The organism is Nocardioides marmotae, assembly GCF_013177455.1.
Taxonomy (GTDB): Bacteria; Actinomycetota; Actinomycetes; order Propionibacteriales; family Nocardioidaceae; genus Nocardioides; species Nocardioides marmotae.
In genome coordinates this window covers 3,111,671-3,130,804 of the sequence record NZ_CP053660.1, presented here as the reverse complement: position 1 = coordinate 3,130,804, position 19,134 = coordinate 3,111,671, and the positions used below count along the sequence as shown (strand labels likewise).

Genomic DNA, 19,134 nt, shown 5'->3' with positions numbered 1-19,134 from the left:
CGGCCGTGGGGAAGAAGGACAAGGCCAAGAAGAAGGCCCAGGACCAGGCGGTCGCGGGGGAGAAGCCCCGCAAGCTGCCCAAGCGCGAGTGCTGCGCGTCCAAGTCCAAGTGCGGCCGCTGCCCGCTGCGCATGCTCAAGGAGGGCACGCTGCCGGAGGGCTACACCGTCAAGAAGCGCAAGCTGGTCCGGGTGGACGGGGGCAAGGTGACCAAGAAGGACCTCGGTAAGGTCGCCTGATGGTCGCCCCCCGCTTCGTCGAGCAGCTCAACGCCCAGATCGGCCACGAGCTGGCCGCCCACAACCAGTACCTCGCGGTCGCCGTCCACTACGACGCGCTGACCATGCCGCGGATGGCGGCGTTCTTCTACGCCCAGGCGCTCGAGGAGCGCGACCACGCGATGATGATGGTGCAGTACCTCCTCGACACCGACGCCGACGTCGTCATCCCCGGTGTCGCGGCGCCGGTGGCCTCCTTCGAGGGCGTGGTGGCGCCCGTCGCGCTCGCGCTGGAGCAGGAGAAGCGGGTGACCGAGCAGATCGGCGCCCTGCTGCGCACGGCGCGCGAGGAGCACGACTTCGCCTCCGAGCAGTTCCTCCAGTGGTTCATCAAGGAGCAGGTGGAGGAGGTCGCGACCATGGGCGACCTGCTCGCCGTGGTCACGCGCAACGCCGACGACATCGACGACATCGAGGACTACGTCGCCCGCGAGCAGGGCGGCGGCTCCGCCGACCCGACGGCCCCGCGGATCGCCGGAGCCTGAACCAGGCCCCGCGCGTCAGGCGTTTCGCCCTAGAGTTCCGCCCATGGAGCCACGGGCCGTCGGGGACGCGCGGCTGTTCGCCGGTGTGTTCGAGGCATCGCCGGACGCGATCGTCGTCACCGACGCCGGCGGGACGGTCGTCGCGGCCAACGCCCGCTGCGAGGCGGTCTTCGGCCTGAGCGCCGACGCGCTCGTCGGTCGACCGGTCGAGACCCTGGTGCCCGAGGCGGCCCGCGCGGGCCACCCGGCGCGGCGTGACCGCTTCTCCGGCCCCCACGCCCATCGGCCGATGGGGCTCCTGCAGCTCGCGGCGGCCCGCGCCGACGGCACGGAGTTCCCCGCGGAGATCTCGCTGGCGCGCATCGAGGTCCGCGGCGAGACCTACGTCTGCGCGACCGTCCGCGACGTCACCGAGCGCCGGCGCCAGGAGCGGCAGTTCCGCGAGCTGATCGAGGCCGCGCCCGACCCGACGGTCATCGTCGACGGCAGCGGGGTGATCGTGCAGGGCAACCGCCAGGTCGACCGGGTCTTCGGCTACCAGCCCGGCGAGCTGGTCGGCAGCCCGATCGAGCACCTGGTGCCGGAGCGGTTCCGCCACGGGCACGTCGCCCAGCGGTCGGGGTACGTCGGCGCGCCGGTCATCCGCGGGATGGGGCAGGGTCGCGAGCTCCACGCCGTGCGCAAGGACGGCTCGGAGTTCCCCGTCGAGATCTCGCTGTCCCCGATCGAGACCGACGACGGCCTGCTCGTCGCCGCGGCCATCCGCGACGTGAGCGAGCGGCGCCGGATCCAGCAGACGGCCGACCGGATCCGCGATGAGTTCCTCGCGACCGTCTCCCACGAGCTGCGCACCCCGCTGACCTCGATCGTCGGCTACGCCGAGCTCCTCGGGGACCTCGGCGAGGACGAGATCGGCCCCCAGGCGCGGCGGATGCTCCAGGTCATCGACCGCAACGCCCGCCGCGAGCTGCGTCTGGTCAACGACCTGCTGACCCTCGCCCGGCTCCAGGAGGAGGGCCTGCACGTCGAGCTGGCCACGGTCGACCTGCTCGACGTCGTCCGGGCCGCGGTCGAGGACGCCCGGCTGGCCGCCCGCGGGCGGGGCATCGAGGTGACCGTGGAAGCCGCGCCCGGCGCGGACCTCACCGTCCGCGGCGACCCGGGGCGCCTGGGGCAGGTCGTCGGGAACCTGCTGGGCAACGCGGTCAAGTTCACCCCGCCCGGCGGGCGGGTGCTCCTCGGGCTGGCCGCGGTGCCCGGCGGGGTGATCGAGCTCCGGGTCTGTGACACCGGGCCCGGCATGGGGCCCGAGGAGGTCGAGCAGGCCTTCGACCGGCTCTACCGTGCACCGGCGGCCGTCCGGGACCAGGTACCCGGGGCGGGCCTGGGCCTCTCCATCGCGCGCGCGGTCGTCGACGCGCACGGCGGCACCATCGAGGTCGGCTCCGAGCTCGGGGCTGGCACCACCGTCACCGTGCGGCTGGCGGCAGCGACCCGCTGAGCGCGCGCTCCCGGCGGCGGTCGATCATCACCGCGGCCGGGACCCCGACGAGCAGGCCGGCCCCCGTGCCGAGCACGACGCCCCACCCGGGGGCGGGGACCACCGCCTTCCCGAGGACCGCCAGCGCCGCCACCGCGGCCAGCACGACCGAGGCCAGCAGCACGCGGTGCATCACCTCGCCGAGGAAGAGCCGGCTGAAGGAGGCCTCCACGGCCCGCGCGCCGGGGCCGTCGAGCGGGAGGACGCGTACGACCGCGGAGGTCTCGATCGGCCCGTAGACGTGCGGGAAGGTCTCGGTCGTCCCCGGCGCGGCCTCCTCGACCACCGGCGCGGAGAGCCGCTCGGTGTCGATGACGAGGAGCACCAGCGGCTCCGACGCGCCGGCGTACCACCGCTCGCGGACGGCCTGCCACTGGTCGGCCCGGCTGGCGTGGACGAACCCCTCCTCGGCCAGCGAGACGCCGTACGTCGAGGTGGTGTAGCGGCCGGTGCGGGTCGCCTCCTGCCAGTCCGCGAGGGTCGCGATGTGGAAGATGCGCATCCGCCGGCCCGGGCTCAGAAGAGCCGGTGGCTGGGGTCGTCCAGTCCGCGCAGGGCGTCGTAGTCGACGACCGCGCAGGTGATGCCCCGGTCGGTGGCGAGCACGCGGGCCTGGGGCTTGATCTCCTGGGCCGCGAAGATGCCGCGGACGGGGGAGAGGAGCGGATCGCGGTTGAGCAGCTCGAGGTAGCGGGTCAGCTGCTCGACGCCGTCGATCTCCCCGCGTCGCTTGATCTCCACCGCGACGCTCGCGCCGTCGGCGTCGCGGCACATCAGGTCGACCGGGCCGATGGCGGTGGGGTACTCCCGCCGGACCAGGGTCAGGCCCGGCTGGAGCGTGGCGGGGTGCTCGGCGAGCAGCTCCTGGAGGTGCTTCTCCACCCCGTCCTTCTGCAGGCCCGGGTCGACGCCGAGGTCGTGGGTCGACTCGTGGAGCACCTCGTCGATGAGGATGCGCAGGGTGTCGTCGGACTTGGGGTTGGTGACCGTCCACTCGACGCGGCCGTCCTCGGCCGTCCCCTCGCGCAGGGCGCACGGCGGGGACATCCAGTTCAGCGGCTTGTAGGAGCCGCCGTCGGAGTGCACGAGCACCGAGCCGTCGGCCTTGATCATCAGCACCCGCGTGGCCATCGGCAGGTGGGCGGTGAGCCGCCCTGCGTAGTCGACCTGGCAGCGCGCAACGACGAGTCTCACGGGCGGGGAATCTACCTGTCCGCGGCCGCAGGGCCGCCTCGGCGGGTGTGACGAGGACCTCGTCCGGCCGCTGTTCTAGGGGTTACCAGCCGGTAGGACTCATGTCATAGTCCGGACATGACGACGAACGAGCAGATCGCCCGGACGCTGGTCCTCCCGTACCTCAACCACGCCGTCCGGATGTTCGAGTCCGGCTACGCCTCCGCCGCCGACATCGACGCCGGGATGCGCTTCGGCTGCGGCTACCCGCAGGGCCCCCTGGCCACCGTCGACGAGCTCGGTGCCGCCGCCGTCCGCGACCAGCTCGCCGAGCGGTACGCCGAGACCGGCGACCCGCTGCACCAGCCGGCCGACCTGCTGGAGAAGCTCGCCTCGAGCGGCAGCACGCTCGCCGAGGCCGCCGGCGCCGCCGAGCAGGCCGCGCCGGAGCTGCGCCACGAGATCGCCACCGTCGGGGTCGTCGGCACCGGCACGATGGCCTCCGGCATCGCCCAGGTCTTCGCCGCGAAGGGGTACGACGTCGTCTACGTCGGCCGCTCGGAGGACAAGGTCGCGGGCGTCCGCGCCGCGATCACCAAGTCCCTGGACCGCCTGGTTGCCAAGGGCAAGCTCGAGGAGGCCGGCCGCGACGCGGTCCTGGCCCGGCTCACCGGAGCCACCTCGCGCGAGGCGCTCGCGACCGCCGACATCGTCGTCGAGGCGATCGCGGAGGAGCTCTCGGTCAAGAAGGAGCTCTTCGCCGACCTCGACCGGATCTGCAAGCCCGGCGCCATCCTCGCCACCACCACCTCCAGCCTCCCGATCGCGGAGTGCGCCGGCGCGACCTCGCGCCCGGAGTCGGTCATCGGCATGCACTTCTTCAACCCCGCGCCGGTCATGAAGCTGGTCGAGGTGGTCACCACCGCGCAGACCGGCGCCGACGTGGACGAGACCGTCCGGGCGCTGTGCGCGAAGGTCGGCAAGGTCGCGGTCTCCTGCGGCGACCGGGCCGGCTTCATCGTCAACTGCCTGCTCTTCCCCTACCTCAACGACGCGGTCAAGCTGCACGAGTCCGGCGCCGAGCTGACCGACATCGACACCGCGATCAAGGAGCAGGCCGGCTTCCCGATGGGCCCCTTCGAGCTGCTCGACGTCGTGGGCAACGACGTCTCGCTGGCGATCGAGAAGGAGCTCCACGCGGAGTTCGGCCACGACGGGTTCGCGCCCGCACCGACGTTGGAGAAGCTCGTCGCCGACGGTCGGCTGGGCCGCAAGACCGGCCAGGGCTTCCACGACTACAGCCGCTGAGGCCGACGTGCCCGGGCCGCTGCCGGGAGGACCGTAGGCTGTCGTCATGGAGCTGCTCGTCATCCTGGTCCTCCTCGCACTCGTGCTCGTGGCCGTGGGGGTCTCGAGCAAGCGCAAGCAGGCCCGCGAGCTGGAGCGCCGGCAGGCCGAGCTCGAGCCGGTGAAGAAGCTGGCCTCCGAGGACATCACCGCCCTCGGCGTCGAGCTGCAGTCCCTCGACGCCGACCTCGCCGGTCATCCGCTGGACGCCGGCGCGAACGCCGACTACCAGCGAGCGCTGGACTCCTACGAGGCGGCGAAGACCGCCGCGGACCGGCTCGCCCGGCCCGAGGAAATCAAGCACGTCACCGAGATCCTCGAGGACGGGCGCTACGCCATGGCGTGCGTCCGGGCGCGGGTCGCCGGCGAGCCGCTCCCGGCCCGGCGTCCGCCGTGCTTCTTCGACCCCCGCCACGGGCTCTCGGTCGAGGACGTGCCCTACACGCCGCCGGGCGGGACGCGGCGCGACGTACCGGCCTGCGAGCTCGACGCCGAGCGGGTCAAGGTCGGTGCCGCGCCGGACATCCGCCAGGTGATGGTGGGCTCGCAGCGGGTGCCGTACTGGCAGGGCGGGCGGGCCTACCAGCCCTACGCCGCCGGCTACTTCGGCAGCTACGCGGCGATGGACTTCATGTTCATGGGCCTGATGTTCGGCGCCTTCGGCGGCTTCGACGCCCTCGGTGAGATCGGGGAGGGCCTCGGCGAGGGGCTCGGCTCGATCGGCGAGGGCCTCGGGGACATGTTCGACGGTTTCGACTTCTGAGCCTGCTCGTCGGCCTGCTCGTCGGCCTGGTCGCCCGCCTGGTCGCGCTCGCGGCCGGGCTGGCCCTCCTTTCCGGCGGCCCCGCCGGCGCGGGCACCCCTGCCGCCGCGGACGTCGAGCCGCTGCCGGTCGGCACCCACGCGGACTACCAGCTCGGCGGCGTGCGGTCGGTGCCCTCCTCGGTCGGGATCGTGGTCCGCGACCGCCGCGCCGAGCCGGCCGGGCGCTACGACGTCTGCTACGTCAACGCCTTCCAGACCCAGCCCGACGAGCGCCGCTCCTGGCGCGGGCGGAGGCACCTGGTCCTGCGCCACGAGGGTCGCCCGGTCCGCGACGAGGCCTGGGGGGAGTGGCTGCTGGACCTGCGCACCCCGGCCAAGCGCCGCGCGCTCGCCCGGATCGTCGGGCGGTGGGTCGACCGCTGCGCCGCCGACGGCTTCGAGGCCGTCGAGTACGACAACCTCGACTCCTTCACCCGCAGCCGCGGCCTGCTCACCCGGCGCCAGGCGCTGGCCTACGCCCGGCTGCTCGTGGCCGAGGCCCACGAGGCGGGCCTGGCCGCGGGCCAGAAGAACCTCGCCGGCCTCGACGGCACCCGGCTCGGCTTCGACTTCGCGGTCGCCGAGGAGTGCGCGCGCTACCGCGAGTGCGGGGCGTACGCCGCGGCGTACGGCCGGCGGGTCGTCGCGGTGGAGTACCGCCGCCGGGACTTCCGGCGGGCCTGCCGCCACTGGGGTGCGCGGCTCCCGGTGGTCCTGCGCGACCGCGCGGTGAGCCCGACGGGGGTCCGGCGCCTCTGCTGAGCGCGCCTCAGGCGTCGGCGGCCTGCCGGGCGCGGTAGGCGGCGACGGCGTTGCGGTTGCCGCAGGCGGTCGAGCAGAACCGGCGCGAGCGGTTGCGGGAGAGGTCCAGGACCAGCCCGTCGCAGTCCTCGTCCGCGCACACGCCGAGGCGGGAGTGCTCGTCGGCGCGGATCACGTCGACCATCGCCATCGCGGCCTCCACGGTGATCCGGCTGACCAGCGGCGCGTCTGCGGAGACCGCGTGGAGGTGCCAGTCGAACCGGTCGTGGCGCACGAGCCGCGGCAGCGCGCGGGCCTCGGCGAGCATCGCGTTGACCAGCTCGGCCGCGGTGTCGCGGTCGGCGGTGAGCAGCCGGCGCAGCGCGAGGCGCAGGGCCCGGACCTCCTCGAGCTCGGCGCGCGTGCGCTCGTGGCGCCCGGTGAACTCGAAGCGCTCGTAGTAGGCGTCGAGGTCCGCGACCGTCTCCAGCGTGTCGGGCGGGCCGGCGGTGTTGACCAGCGTCACGGCGGCGACGAGCGACTGCTCGGTGTCATGGGCGAAGACCACGTTGACAGATTACCAGCACCGCTCGTACCGTCATGAGTGATGAGCACTCTGACTGATGACAGCCCAGAGGTGGCGTCCGGGCCCCGGCTCGCCGGCGGCCTCGGGTTCGCCCTGGTCTCGGCCTTGAGCTTCGGGCTGTCGGGCGCGCTGGCCACCGGCCTGCTCGCGGCCGGCTGGTCGCCCGGGTCGACGGTGCTCGTCCGCGTCGGGCTCGCGGCGGTGGTCGTGCTTCCGTTCGGCGTCTGGGCGCTCGGCGGCCGGTGGGACGTGCTGCGCCGCAACGCCGGCACCGTCGTGCTCTACGGCCTGCTCGCGGTGGCCGGCGCCCAGTTCTGCTACTTCTCCGCCGTCCAGCACATGCAGGTCGGGCCGGCGCTGCTCATCGAGTACACCGCGCCCGCCGCGGTCGTGTGCTGGCTCTGGCTGCGGCACGGCCAGCGGCCCGGTCCGGTGACGCTCCTCGGCGCGGGCGTCGCGGCGCTCGGCCTGGTCCTCGTGCTCGACCTGGTCTCCGGCGCCGACCTGAGCCCGGTGGGCGTCGCCTGGGCGCTCGGCGCGATGGTGGGCGTGGCGTCGTACTTCATCATCTCCGCCGACACCTCCAGCGGCCTGCCGCCGCTCGCCCTCGCGGCCGGCGGCCTGGTCGTCGGCGCCCTCGTGCTCGGGCTGCTCGGCCTCGTCGGCCTGCTGCCGATGCGGGCGACCACGGCCACCGTGGTCTACGCCGACCGCGAGGTCGCCTGGTGGGTGCCGCTGCTCGTCCTCGGCCTGGTCACCGCGGCGGTGGCCTACTGCACCGGCATCGCCGCGGGACGGCGGCTCGGCTCGCGGCTGGCCTCCTTCGTGGCGCTGCTCGAGGTGGTCGCCGGCGTCGTGTTCGCCTGGCTGCTGCTCGAGCAGCTCCCGCGCACCGTCCAGCTGGTCGGCGGCCTGCTCGTCCTGGTGGGCGTCGTGGGCGTGAAGCTGGGGGAGCGGCAGACCGCGGCCGTCCCGGCGACGCCGGCGGCTGCGCCGACCTCTGTCGTGCCGACGTCTACTCCCTGACCAGCGCCAGGCCCAGCCAGTCGGCCAGCGAGGCCAGCTCGGCGCCGACCTCGCCGGCCAGGGCGGCGTCGAAGGGCTCGTCCTCGTGCACCGCGTGCACGAGGAGCTCGCCGGCCTCGGGGTCGGCGGTGGCGTCGACCTTGCCGACCAGGCGGTCCCCGGCGAGGACCGGCAGGGCCCAGTAGCCCCACCGTCGCTGCTCGGCCGGCTTGTACATCTCCAGCTGGTAGTCGAAGTCGAAGAGCTCGGTCATCCGCTTGCGGTCGAAGACCAGCCGGTCCAGGGGGCTCAGGAGGGCGGTGCGCCCCGCCCACGGCTCGTCGGCCCGGGCGAGCTGGGCGGGGTCGGCCCGCCAGGTGCCGCGCAGGCCCTCGACCCGGACGGGCTCGCCGACCGGCCCGACGTCGTTGGGCTCGCCGGGGGAGACGGCCGCGCGCTGCCGGGCGAGACCGAGGGCGGACAGCCGCCGCTCGGCGCGCCGCCGGAGTGCCTCGGGCAGCGGCACCGCCGGCTCGTCGGGGTAGACCCGGTCGGCGAGGTCCCACAGCCGCTCGCGGCCCTCGCGCCCGTGCACGGCGACCTCGCCGCGCTCGACGAGGAGCACGAGCATGCGCTCGACGTTCTTGCCGTTGTTCCAGCCGCTGGAGCGCCAGGGCCGGACGCAGGTGTCGGGCAGGTCCCGCGCCGGCATCGGGCCGTCGGTGCGCAGCAGCTCGAGCACGTCGCGGCGGCAGCCGTCGTTGTCGGCGAGCCACTGGGCGGCCTCGCGCTGCCACCCCTCCGCGGCGCCGGGCCAGGCGGCCATCTCCGCGCGGTACAGGGCGAGGTCCTCCGCCGGCCGGAGCATGCCCTGCAGCTCGACGAGGGCCTGCGCGTCCACCGCCTCGCCCAGCTCGGCGGGGTCGTACGTCGCGCCGAGGCGGCTCCACAGCACGAGGTCGGCGTTCGGGGCGACCGCCCGGGTCTGGTCGTGCTGAAGGAACCCGAGGTGCCGCACGACCGCCAGGACGTCGGTGGGCCGGGGCAGGTCGAGCAGCTGGGCCCGCACGGCGATCCGGCGGGCCTGCGCCCGCGTCAGCCGGAGCTCCCCGCCCGCCCCGCCCGCCACGCCCGCGCCGCCCGCCGCTCGCCTAGCGGGCGTCCTGGCGGCGGACGACGACCTCGCGGGTCAGCATCAGCAGCGCCGCCGCGGTGGGGATGGCCAGCAGGGCCCCGACGACGCCGAGCAGCGCCGCCCCGACGAGGGCCGCGATCACCGTGACCGCGCCCGGGACGTCCACCGCGCGCGACATCACGCGCGGGTAGATGACGTAGTTCTCCAGCTGCTGGTAGACGAGGTAGAAGATCGCGCAGGCGATGCCGATCTTCGGCTCGGTGGCGAAGCCGATCGCGGTCACCAGGACCGCGCCGATGGTGGCGCCGATCATCGGGATCACGTCGAGCAGCGCCACGACGAAGGCCAGCGCGACGGCGTACTCGCCCAGGCCGATCACGAAGAGGAAGACCAGCGAGGTCAGGCCGGCGCACAGGGCGACGATGAACGCGCCCGACACGTAGCCGCCGACGCCCTCGACGATCCGGTCGCCGAGGCGGGTGACCCGGTCGCGGCGGGAGTCCGGGGCCAGGCGGTAGAGCGCGGTCTTGGTGGTCTGCAGCGAGGAGAGGAAGTACAGCGTCAGCACCGTGACCACGAAGGTGTTGGCGAGCGCGGAGAGCACGGCGAGGCCGACGCCGAGGACGCCGCCGAAGATGCCGCCGGCGTAGTCGCCGCCGGCGATGTACTCGCGGACCTTGTCGATGACGCCGTACTTCTCGTCGAACTCCTGGACCCGCTGGTTCTCCTGGAGGCTGTCGAGCCACCCCGGGGCGTTCCGGGTGATCGAGGCGACCTGGTCGCTGATGACCGGCACGATCGCGACGGTGAAGAGGGTCAGCGCGGCCAGGACACCGACGATGACGACGACGACCGCCCACGAACGGCGCAGGCCGGCGCGCCGCTCGAAGAACCGCACGGCGGGGTCGAGACCCGCGGCGAGGAACATCGAGACGACGACCAGGACGAGCGTGGGCCCGATGGAGACGACGAGGTCGCCGAGCCACCAGGCCAGGAAGACGCCGAGCCCGCCGAAGAAGCCGATGACGAACGGCGAGCGGCGCAGGGGTGCGCCGAGCTCGCCGAGGTGGCCGTCGTAGGCGGGGTGCGCGGGCGCTGCGGGCGCCGCGGGCGCCTCGGGGTCCTCGACCCGCAGGGCCGCGCGGTCGCCCGGCGGGTCCTGCTGTGCGGTGCCCGGCCCGGATGGGCCAGAGGTCACGTCTGGTCCTCGGAGAACCCGGCGACGACGTCGCGCAGCGAGGCGAGCTGGGCGACGATCGCGTCCCGGCGCTTGGTGAGGCGGTCGAGCTCGGCGCGGACCGCGGCGGCCTCCCGCTCGGCCTCCGCCTGCCCGGTCGAGGTGATCGACTCCGCCTGGGTGCGCGCGGAGGCGACGATCTGCTCGGCCTCGCGGCGGGCGCGGGACAGCAGCGCCGCGGCCTCGGACTGAGCGGTGGTGCGGTGCTCGGAGGCCTGCTTGGTCGCGGCGCGGGCGCGCTCCTCGGCGGCGGTGGCCCGGGCCTCGGCCTCCTCGACGAGGCGGCGCGTCTCCGCGGTGGCGCTGTTGTGGTGGTCGGTGGCCTCGCGGGCCAGGCGCTCCTTCTCCACCGCCAGGGCCCGGCGGGCCTCCTGGACCTCGCGGTCGGCCGCAGCGCGCGCCTGCTCGACCTCACGCTGGGCGGAGGTGCGCATCTCGGTGGTCTCCTGCTGCGCGGCGAGCCGGAGCTGGTCGGCCTCGCGGCGCGCGGAGGCCAGCATGTCCTCGGCCTCGCCGCGGGCGAGGGTGCGCTCCTGCTCGGCGTCGGCGACCGATCGGGTGCGCATCTCGTCGAGCTCCTTGAGCTGGACCATGCGCATGTCCTCGGCCTCGCGGGCGGCGTCGGCGCGGATCGCCTGGGCGTCGCGGTTGGCCTGCTCGAGGATCTCGGCAGCGTCGCGACCCGCGACGGCCCGGATCTCCTCGGCCTCCTCCTCGGCGAGCCGCAGCATCGCCGAGGCGCGGCCGCCGAGCCCGGCGTACGACGGCTGCTCGTACTCGCGCAGCTCCTCGCGGGCCTCGGCGAGCTGCTCCTCCAGGTCGAGGGCGCGGCGCTCGGACTGCGCGATGCGGGCGGCCAGCGCCGCGTGGTCCGCGACCAGCCCCTGGAAGCTCCGGTCGACCGTCTCCCGGTCGTAGCCACCGCGGCGCACGACCGGGAAGTCGGGTGCGCTCGCCGGCGGCGGGACCACCGGACGCTCGGCGGCCTGGCGCGCCACCGCGGGGCGCTGCTGGGTGCGCTGGCCCTGCTCGGCGGGGCGCACCGGGACGGCCTGGGTCGGGGTGTTGTCCGAGCCCCCGGGAACGGCGGGGATCACCTGCGTCGTGTCCGCGTCCGGCGTCTCCACGTCGGCCGGCTCCCGGTCCGGGTCGTTGTTGAAGATGGACAGACCCTGGTCGCTCATGAGCTACATCCTCTGGTCGATCGCGGTGGTGACGGCCGAACCCCCATCTTCCACGATCACCGGTGAACACCGCACCCCGGCACCGGGCGCGTCGGTGCCGGGGTGGCAGGTGTCTGGAGGGGTGCGCGCGAGGGCGGCGCGGGCACCCGGAGGGCGCTTGTCCGGCGTCCTCAGACGCCGCGGAAGCGGTTGATCGCGGTCTCGTGCTTGGCCCGCATCTCGGTGTCGCGGACGCCGAGGCCCTCCTCGGGCGCGAGGCACAGGACGCCGACCTTGCCCTGGTGCTTGTTGTGGTGCACGTCGAGCGCGGCCTGGCCGACCTCCTCGAGCGGGTAGGAGCGCGAGACGGTCGGGTGGATCTTGCCCTGGGCGATGAGCCGGTTCGCCTCCCACGACTCGCGGTAGTTCGCGAAGTGGCTGGAGATGATCCGCTTGAGGTTCATCCACAGGTAGCGGTTGTCGTACTCGTGCATGTAGCCCGAGGTCGAGGCGCAGGTGGTGATGGTGCCGCCCTTGCGGGTGACGTAGACGCTCGCGCCGAAGGTCTCCCGGCCCGGGTGCTCGAAGACGATGTCGATGTCCTCACCGCCCGTGAGCTCACGGATCTTGGAGCCGAAGCGCTTCCACTCCTTGGGGTCCTGGGCGGTCCCCTCCTCGTTCCAGAAGCGGTAGTCCTCCTCGTTGCGGTTGATGACCAGCTCGGCGCCCATCTTGCGGCAGATCTCGGCCTTGTCCTCGGAGGAGACGACGCAGACCGGGGTCGCGCCGCCGTTGAGGGCGTACTGCGTCGCGAAGCCGCCCAGGCCGCCCGAGGCGCCCCAGATGAGGACGTTGTCGCCCTGCTTCATCGCGCCGCCGTTCTTCGAGACCAGCTGGCGGTACGCCGTGGAGTTCACCAGGCCGGGGGAGGCGGCCTCCTCCCAGGTCAGGTGCGCCGGCTTGGGCATCAGCTGGTTGGACTTGACCAGCGCGACGTCCGCGAGACCGCCGAAGTTGGTCTCGAAGCCCCAGATCCGCTGCTGCGGGTCGAGCATCGTGTCGTCGTGGCCGTCGGGCTCCTCGAGCTCGACGGAGAGGCAGTGGGCGACCACCTCGGTGCCCGGCTTCCACTTCGTCACGCCGGGTCCGGTCGCCAGCACGACGCCGGAGAGGTCGGAGCCGACCACGTGGTAGGGCAGGTCGTGGCGCTTGGTGAGCTCGGAGAGCCGGCCGTAGCGCTCGAGGAACCCGAAGGTGGAGACCGGCTCGAAGATCGAGGTCCACACGGTGTTGTAGTTGATCGCCGAGGCCATGACGGCCACGAGGGCCTCGCCGGGGCCGAGCTCGGGGAGGGCGACCTCCTCGACGTGCAGGGACTTGCGGGGGTCCTTGTCGCGCGAGGCGAGACCCTCGAACATGTCGACCTCGTCCTTGTGCACCGTCGCGGCGCGGTAGGACTCGGGCAGCTGCAGGTTCGCGAAGTCCTCGCTGGCGGTGTCGCCGGCGAGGATGGCGTCCAGGATGTTCTGCACGGGTGCGGTCTCCTCAGGGAAGGGCGGGGCTGCGGACGGGTGCGGCGAAGATACCGATCGGTAACCTCGCCGCCTAGGGGTGAGTGAGCGACGTCTCAGCCCCGGGGTCGGGGACTGCTCAGTGGGCGGGGTCCGCGGCCGGCTCGACCAGCTCGACGAGCACGCCGCCGGCGTCCTTGGGGTGGATGAAGTTGATCCGCGAGTCCGAGGTGCCGCGGCGCGGGGCGTCGTACAGCAGGCGGACGCCGCGCTCACGCAGGATCGCGCTCACGGCCTCCACGTCGGTGACCCGGTAGGCCATCTGCTGCACGCCCGGGCCCGAGCGGTCGAGGAACTTCGCGATCGTGGAGCTCTCGTCGAGCGGGGCGAGGAGCTGGATGTGGGAGCCGGAGTCGCCGACGGCCATCATCGCCTCCCGCACGCCCTGCTCCTCGTTGGTCTCCTGGTGGGCCAGGCGCATGCCGAAGGTGCCCTCGTAGAAGGCGATGGCCTCGTCGAGGTCGCGCACGGCGATGCCGACGTGGTCGATGGCGGTGAAGAGGTGCTCGGGGATCTCGAGCGGGCTGGTGGCTGCGGTCGTGTCCGTCATGACGGTCATGGTCGCCGAGGCCACCAGGCCCCGCGACCCCTTGTGACGAGCGCCTCACGCGGCCCTCTCCGCTGCGCTCTACCGGGCGTTCCTACGCGTGGGTAGTGTCCGACGAAACGGGCGCTGCACCGCCGCGTCCGCCGTCCCCACGCTGGAGGAGCACCATGTCCGGAACCGTCATCGTCGCGGGTGCGCGCACCCCGATCGGCCGTCTGTCCGGGGGCCTCAAGGACCTCTCGGCCTCCGACCTCGGAGGGCACGCCATCAAGGGCGCGCTGGAGAAGGCCGGCGTCTCCGGCGACCAGGTCGAGTACGTGATCATGGGGCAGGTCATCCTGGCCGGCGCCGGCCAGAACCCGGCCCGCCTCGCGGCGGTCAACGGCGGCATCCCGATGAGCGTCCCCTCGATCACCATCAACAAGGTGTGCCTCTCGGGCCTCAATGCCATCGCGCTGGCCGACCAGCTGATCCGCGCCGGCGAGGCCGAGATCATCGTCGCCGGCGGCATGGAGTCGATGACCAACGCCCCGCACTTCCTGCCGAAGTCCCGCGAGGGGATCAAGTTCGGCGACGCCAAGCTCGTGGACTCGATGGCCTACGACGCCCTCTTCGACCAGTTCACCTCCCAGGCGATGGGCCTGCTCACCGAGGAGTGCAACGCGGCGAGCGCCAACCTGACCCGCGCGGAGCAGGACGAGTTCGCCGCGCAGTCGCACCAGAAGGCGGCGGCCGCCTGGAAGAACGGCGTCTTCGACGAGGAGGTCGTGCCGGTCTCGATCCCGCAGCGCAAGGGCGACCCGGTCGTCGTCTCCACCGACGAGGGCGTCCGCGGCGAGACCTCGGCCGAGTCCCTCGGCAAGCTGCGCGCCGCGTTCTCCAAGGAGGGCACGATCACCGCGGGCTCCTCCTCGCAGATCTCCGACGGCGCCGCCGCGGTCGTCGTGATGAGCAAGGCCAAGGCCGAGGAGCTCGGCCTGGAGTGGCTCGCCGAGATCGGCGCGCACGGCCAGGTCGCCGGCCCCGACTCGACCCTGCAGCTGCAGCCGGCCGCCGCCACCGCGAAGGCCTGCGAGAAGGAGGGCATCAGCCCGACCGACCTCGACCTGGTGGAGTTCAACGAGGCCTTCGCCGCGGTCGGGATCTCCTCGGCGCGCGAGCTCGGCCTCGACGACGCCAAGGTCAACGTCAACGGCGGCGCGATCGCGCTGGGCCACCCCGTCGGCATGTCCGGCACCCGCGTCGTGCTGCACCTCGCGCTGGAGCTCCAGCGCCGCGGCGGCGGCGTCGGCGCGGCCGCCCTGTGCGGCGGCGGCGGTCAGGGCGACGCCCTGATCGTGCGGGTCCCGAAGAAGTAGTGCCTCCTCGCACGGAGGCGGACGTCCCGGGCCTCGTCGAGCGCGCACGCGCCGGCGAGGCCCGGGCCGTCGCCCGGCTGATCTCCCTCGTCGAGGACGAGTCCCCGCGGCTGCGCGAGGTCACCGCCGCGCTCGCGCCGCACACCGGCCGCGCCCAGGTCCTCGGCCTCACCGGCGCCCCGGGCGTCGGGAAGTCCACGACGACCAACGCGCTCGTCCGCGAGCTGCGCGCCCGGGGCAAGCGGGTCGGCGTCCTCGCCGTCGACCCGTCCTCGCCGTTCTCCGGCGGGGCCCTGCTCGGTGACCGGATCCGGATGCAGGACCACGCCGGCGACCCGGACGTCTACATCCGCTCGATGGCCTCCCGCGGCCACCTCGGCGGGCTGGCCTGGTCGACCCCGCAGGCGGTCCGCGTCCTCGACGCCGCCGGCTGCGACGTCGTGGTCGTCGAGACCGTCGGGGTCGGGCAGAGCGAGGTCGAGGTCGCCGGACTCGCCGACACCACGCTGGTGCTCCTCGCGCCCGGGATGGGCGACGGGATCCAGGCCGCCAAGGCCGGCATCCTCGAGGTCGGGGACGTGTACGTCGTCAACAAGGCCGACCGCGACGGGGCCGACCAGGTGCGGCGCGACCTGCGGTCGATGATCGCGCTCGCCGATCGCCCCGACGACGGCTGGACCCCGCCGATCCTCGCGACCGTCGCCCAGGCCGGCCAGGGCCTGGCGGAGCTGGTCGCGGAGATCGACCGCCACCACGCCTGGCTCCAGGAGACCGGCGAGCTCGGCCGCCGGCGCGCCCGCCGGGCCCGCGCGGAGGTCGAGGCGATCGCCCTGGCCGCCCTGCGGCGTACCTGGGGCGACATCGGGGGCCACGCCGGCCTCGACGAGCTCGCGGCCGCCGTCGCGGCGGGGGAGACCGACCCGTGGGCGGCTGCCGACCGGCTGCTGGAGCAGGTCCGGGCCTGAGCCGTCCACCCGCCGAACCCGGCCAGGAGGTCTGGACCGGCGCGCCTCCGGCGTCCGGGGCGTCGGCTCCGGGATGATCCGCCCGAGCCATGTCGTGACTCCGTCGTTGGATGAGGAAGCGTGATGCAGAAGCTGGTGCTGGTCCTGGTGGTCGTCTTCCTCGGCTTCTGGATGTTCACCGACCCGAGCGGTCTCGCCGACGCCGGGGCCGCGGTGGGCGGCCAGGTGGTGAGCTGGACCGGAGACCTCTTCGACGCGGTGATCACCTTCGTCGGCGAGCTCTGAGGCCCGCGGTGCAGCAGCCACGTCCGCTCGGGGGACCCGACATCGGTCGCCACCTCCTGCGCGAGGAGGGCGAGGTGATCGTCGACGAGGTGCGCCACCACTGGGCGGCCTACACGGTGCCGATGCTGGAGGTGCTGGCTGCCGTCGCGGTGCTGGCGTGGGTGCCCGTGATCCACATCGACCTCGCCGGGCTCGCGCTGCTGCTGGCGCTCGGCCTGGCCCTGCACGCGGGCTGGGGCGCGCTGCGCGAGCACCGCGACCGGTTCGTGATCACCAACATGCGCGTCTTCCGGGTCCACGGGGTGCTCACCACCAAGATGGCCACGATGCCGCTGCACCGCATCCTCGACATCACCGTCGTCCGGCCGCTGCACGGGCGGATCTTCGGCTTCGGGCACTTCTGCTTCGAGTCCGCCGCCCAGGAGCAGGGCCTGCGCGACATCCGGTACGTCGGCAGGCCGGTGCAGCGCGACCTCGCCATCCAGCGCGTGGTCCAGCGCTCGGGTCTGCGAGGCCCGCGCGTGGGCTGACCGCGCATCTGCTGGGATGGGGCCCGTGGACCTCACGACCGCCCTGCGCAGCCTCCCGGAGAACCCCCGCGTCGTCGTCAGCGGCAACCACGCCACCCCGTGGCACACGTTGCGCCTGCTCGACGCCGCCCTGCCGGCGTACCGGCTGTGGGCGCTCAACGGACAACCCGGGCTGCCCGACCGCGACGGGGTGACCCTGGAGACCTCCTTCGTCGGCCCCGGCCAGCGGCGCAGCCCGCGGCTGAGCTACGTCCCCTCGCGGCTCTCCCTGGTGCCGACCCTCTTCGGCGGGGTGATGCCGCCCGACGCCGTCCTCCTGCACACGACCCCGCCGCGCGGCGGGAAGGTCTCGCTCGGCACCGAGGTCAACGTGCTCCCGTCTGCCGTCGAGGCCGTGCGGGCCCGCGGCGGCGTCGTGATCGCCCAGGTCAACCGGCACCTGCCGTGGACCTTCGGCGACGCCGAGCTCGACACGAGCCTGGTCGACGTCATGGTCGAGGCCGACGAGCCGCTCGCGTACGCGAAGGTGGTGCCCGTCGACGAGGCGTCCGCGCGGATCGGGGCCCTCGTCGCCGACCGGGTCGCCGACGGCGCCACGCTCCAGGCCGGGATCGGGGCGGTCCCGGACGCGACCATGCTCGGCCTGTCCGGGCGGCGCGGGCTGCGCATCTGGACCGAGATGTTCTCCGACTCCGTGCTCGCCCTCGAGCGGGCCGGCGCGCTGGACCCCGACGTGCCGGTGACCGCGTCGTTCCTCTTCGGCTCCGAGGAGCTCATCGAGTGGGTCGACGGCAACGAGCGCATCCACATGGCGCGGACCGAGACCACCAACGACCCCGGCCGGATCGCCCGGAACCCGGCGATGGTCAGCGTCAACACCGCGCTCCAGGTCGACCTGTTCGGGCAGGCGAACGCCTCGCGGATCCAGGCGCGCATCCACTCCGGTTTCGGCGGTCAGACCGACTTCATCGTCGGCGCGCTGCACAGCCCCGGCGGGCAGGCGCTGATCGCGCTGCGCTCCTGGCACCCCAAGGCCGACGTCTCCACGATCGTGCCGCTGGTCGATGAGCCGGTGACCTCCTTCCAGATGAGCGCGGTGATCACCGAGCAGGGCGTCGCGGAGGTCTTCGGGCACGACCAGCGCGAGCAGGCGCGGCAGCTGATCGAGCACGCCGCGCACCCCAGCGTCCGCGAGGAGCTCCGCGAGGAGGCGGTCGAGCTCGGACTGGCGGCTCCTCTCTAGGATTGCGGCCATGACGCAGCAGCCGTTCTCGCGCCCCGGTGCCATCGACCTCTCGGCGTTGAAGCGACCCGCCCCCGCCGCACCCTCCGGGCCGGGTGCGCCGCCGCCCGCGGGCGCGGCACCCGGGGGCCCGGTCGGCGGTCAGGGAGGTGGCGCGGCGGGCGGTCCGGTCGGCGGGTCGTCGTACGCCGTGAGCGTGACCGAGCAGAACTTCCAGAGCGTCATCGAGGCCTCGATGACCGCGCCGGTGCTGCTCGTCTTCTACTCCCGGACCCGGATGCCCGAGAGCGGCCAGCTCGCCGACGACCTCGCGACCGTCTCGGCGGAGTTCGAGGGGCGCTTCCTCGCCGGCCTCGTCGACATCGACGCCGCGCCGCAGATCGCCCAGGCGATGCAGATCCCCTCGATCCCGCTCGTCATCGCCGTGCTCGACGGCCGGCCGGCGCCGCTCCTGCAGGACGCGCTCCCGATCGAGGAGCTGCGCACCGCGCTCACCCAGGTGATCCAGCAGCTGACCGCGCAGGGCATGACCGGCCGGCACCAGCCGCTGCACGCCGCGGCCGCGCCCGACGACGACGCCGAGCCGCAGGTCGACCCGCGGTACGCCGCCGCGCAGGACGCGCTCGGCGAGGGCGACATCGACCGCGCGGTCGCTGAGTACCAGAAGCTCGTCGACGCCAACCCCGCCGACGCCGAGGCCGCCGCCGGTCTCGCGATGGCCAAGGTGCTCCAGCGCACCCAGGGCGTCGACCTCAACGCGGCCCGGGCCGCCGCGGCCGCGAACCCCGACGACGTCGAGGCGCAGACGATGGTCGCCGACCTCGACATGCTCGGCGGCCACGTCGAGGACGCCTTCACCCGGCTCGTCGACCTGGTACGACGCAGCTCCGGCGACGAGCGCAACGCGGCTCGCGAGCACCTGCTCGGTCTGTTCGCCGCCGTCGGCAACGACGACCCGCGTGTGATCCGCGGCCGCCAGGCGCTCGCGTCCGCGCTGTTCTGAGGGTCCTCCACCTCGGCTGACCCCGCCCCCGGCGGGATAGTCCGCCACACCTGCGCCCTGGATCCCGTCCGCAAGGGCGCGTGCGTGTCGGACTATCCCGCAAGGGCGCGTGCGTGTCGGACTATCCCGGCGATCGCG

General features: G+C 73.7%; 21 protein-coding genes. 13 read left to right on the top strand and 8 right to left on the bottom strand.

Translation table 11 applies throughout. The features are described from left to right. Positions 1–5: 5 nt before the first annotated feature. The 3 genes from HPC71_RS14895 to HPC71_RS14885 are packed head-to-tail and all read left to right on the top strand — an operon-like array spanning position 6 to position 2,264. Entirely contained in the window at positions 6–239 is a 234-nt protein-coding gene (locus tag HPC71_RS14895; protein ID WP_154613139.1) for a hypothetical protein, read from the top strand. Next, a complete protein-coding gene (locus HPC71_RS14890) occupies positions 239–763 on the top strand; it encodes a ferritin (protein WP_154613138.1) in 525 nt (174 codons plus the stop codon). The genes HPC71_RS14895 and HPC71_RS14890 overlap by 1 nt, the downstream gene beginning before the upstream one ends. A gap of 43 nt (positions 764–806) precedes the next feature. Continuing rightward, the gene (locus HPC71_RS14885) at positions 807–2,264 is read left to right on the top strand and encodes a PAS domain S-box protein (RefSeq protein ID WP_154614954.1); all 1,458 of its coding nucleotides are present in this window, start codon (positions 807–809) and stop codon (positions 2,262–2,264) included. On the opposite strand, the gene HPC71_RS20950 is transcribed toward HPC71_RS14885, so the two are convergent. Continuing rightward, on the bottom strand, positions 2,233–2,805 hold the full coding sequence (locus HPC71_RS20950) for a DUF952 domain-containing protein (RefSeq protein ID WP_187811065.1): 573 nt from the start codon (positions 2,803–2,805) through the stop codon (positions 2,233–2,235). The two genes, HPC71_RS14885 and HPC71_RS20950, sit on opposite strands and share 32 nt — an antisense overlap. Positions 2,806–2,819: 14 nt before the next feature. After that, a complete protein-coding gene (gene nucS / locus HPC71_RS14875) occupies positions 2,820–3,497 on the bottom strand; it encodes an endonuclease NucS (protein ID WP_171896863.1) in 678 nt (225 codons plus the stop codon). Positions 3,498–3,614: 117 nt separating this feature from the next. On the opposite strand from nucS, the gene HPC71_RS14870 reads away from it, so the two are divergent. The 3 genes from HPC71_RS14870 to HPC71_RS14860 are packed head-to-tail and all read left to right on the top strand — an operon-like array spanning position 3,615 to position 6,389. Then, complete coding sequence (locus tag HPC71_RS14870) at positions 3,615–4,784, top strand: 3-hydroxyacyl-CoA dehydrogenase family protein (protein WP_154614955.1); 1,170 nt, start codon at positions 3,615–3,617, stop codon at positions 4,782–4,784. 46 nt (positions 4,785–4,830) lie between these two features. Then, positions 4,831–5,586, top strand: a complete 756-nt coding sequence (locus HPC71_RS14865; RefSeq protein WP_154613135.1) for a hypothetical protein — start codon at positions 4,831–4,833, stop codon at positions 5,584–5,586. Beyond that, positions 5,583–6,389, top strand: a complete 807-nt coding sequence (locus HPC71_RS14860; RefSeq protein WP_154614956.1) for an endo alpha-1,4 polygalactosaminidase — start codon at positions 5,583–5,585, stop codon at positions 6,387–6,389. Before HPC71_RS14865 ends, HPC71_RS14860 begins: the two co-directional genes overlap by 4 nt. A 7-nt stretch (positions 6,390–6,396) precedes the next feature. Here the strand turns inward: HPC71_RS14860 and HPC71_RS14855 are convergent, their stop codons facing one another. After that, positions 6,397–6,936, bottom strand: a complete 540-nt coding sequence (locus HPC71_RS14855; protein WP_171896862.1) for a CGNR zinc finger domain-containing protein — start codon at positions 6,934–6,936, stop codon at positions 6,397–6,399. 39 nt (positions 6,937–6,975) lie between these two features. Between HPC71_RS14855 and HPC71_RS14850 the strand changes: the two genes are divergently transcribed. Continuing rightward, entirely contained in the window at positions 6,976–7,980 is a 1,005-nt protein-coding gene (locus tag HPC71_RS14850) for an EamA family transporter (RefSeq protein WP_154614957.1), read from the top strand. Here the strand turns inward: HPC71_RS14850 and HPC71_RS14845 are convergent. The 5 genes from HPC71_RS14845 to mce all read right to left on the bottom strand — a co-directional run bounded on the left by HPC71_RS14845 (position 7,970) and on the right by mce (position 13,615). Further along, positions 7,970–9,088 carry a DNA glycosylase AlkZ-like family protein gene (locus tag HPC71_RS14845; protein WP_171896861.1) on the bottom strand — a complete coding sequence of 373 codons (1,119 nt, stop codon included), beginning with the start codon at positions 9,086–9,088 and terminating at the stop codon, positions 7,970–7,972. The two genes, HPC71_RS14850 and HPC71_RS14845, sit on opposite strands and share 11 nt — an antisense overlap. A 22-nt stretch (positions 9,089–9,110) precedes the next feature. Continuing rightward, positions 9,111–10,292: an AI-2E family transporter gene (locus HPC71_RS14840; RefSeq protein ID WP_253943727.1), complete on the bottom strand. Its 1,182-nt coding sequence runs from the start codon at positions 10,290–10,292 to the stop codon at positions 9,111–9,113. Then, positions 10,289–11,515 carry a coiled-coil domain-containing protein gene (locus HPC71_RS14835; RefSeq protein WP_154613132.1) on the bottom strand — a complete coding sequence of 409 codons (1,227 nt, stop codon included), beginning with the start codon at positions 11,513–11,515 and terminating at the stop codon, positions 10,289–10,291. The genes HPC71_RS14840 and HPC71_RS14835 overlap by 4 nt, the downstream gene beginning before the upstream one ends. Positions 11,516–11,685: 170 nt before the next feature. Then, positions 11,686–13,026, bottom strand: coding sequence for a crotonyl-CoA carboxylase/reductase (gene ccrA, locus HPC71_RS14830; protein WP_171896860.1), 1,341 nt, complete (start codon positions 13,024–13,026; stop codon positions 11,686–11,688). Positions 13,027–13,144: 118 nt separating this feature from the next. Further along, on the bottom strand, positions 13,145–13,615 hold the full coding sequence (mce, locus tag HPC71_RS14825) for a methylmalonyl-CoA epimerase (RefSeq protein WP_154613131.1): 471 nt from the start codon (positions 13,613–13,615) through the stop codon (positions 13,145–13,147). 164 nt (positions 13,616–13,779) lie between these two features. On the opposite strand from mce, the gene HPC71_RS14820 reads away from it, so the two are divergent. The 6 genes from HPC71_RS14820 (at position 13,780) to HPC71_RS14800 (ending at position 18,996) form a co-directional block, all read left to right on the top strand. Continuing rightward, positions 13,780–14,970 carry an acetyl-CoA C-acetyltransferase gene (locus HPC71_RS14820; RefSeq protein WP_154613130.1) on the top strand — a complete coding sequence of 397 codons (1,191 nt, stop codon included), beginning with the start codon at positions 13,780–13,782 and terminating at the stop codon, positions 14,968–14,970. Then, the gene (gene meaB, locus HPC71_RS14815) at positions 14,970–15,935 is read left to right on the top strand and encodes a methylmalonyl Co-A mutase-associated GTPase MeaB (protein WP_171896859.1); all 966 of its coding nucleotides are present in this window, start codon (positions 14,970–14,972) and stop codon (positions 15,933–15,935) included. Before HPC71_RS14820 ends, meaB begins: the two co-directional genes overlap by 1 nt. 123 nt (positions 15,936–16,058) lie before the next feature. Further along, positions 16,059–16,220: a hypothetical protein gene (locus tag HPC71_RS21105; RefSeq protein ID WP_230084268.1), complete on the top strand. Its 162-nt coding sequence runs from the start codon at positions 16,059–16,061 to the stop codon at positions 16,218–16,220. An 8-nt stretch (positions 16,221–16,228) separates the two neighbouring features. Continuing rightward, complete coding sequence (locus HPC71_RS14810; protein ID WP_253943726.1) at positions 16,229–16,750, top strand: PH domain-containing protein; 522 nt, start codon at positions 16,229–16,231, stop codon at positions 16,748–16,750. A 16-nt stretch (positions 16,751–16,766) separates the two neighbouring features. Continuing rightward, entirely contained in the window at positions 16,767–17,993 is a 1,227-nt protein-coding gene (locus HPC71_RS14805) for an acetyl-CoA hydrolase/transferase family protein (RefSeq protein ID WP_154613128.1), read from the top strand. A 10-nt stretch (positions 17,994–18,003) separates the two neighbouring features. After that, a complete protein-coding gene (locus tag HPC71_RS14800) occupies positions 18,004–18,996 on the top strand; it encodes a tetratricopeptide repeat protein (protein WP_154613127.1) in 993 nt (330 codons plus the stop codon). The last annotated feature ends 138 nt before the right edge of the window (positions 18,997–19,134 follow it).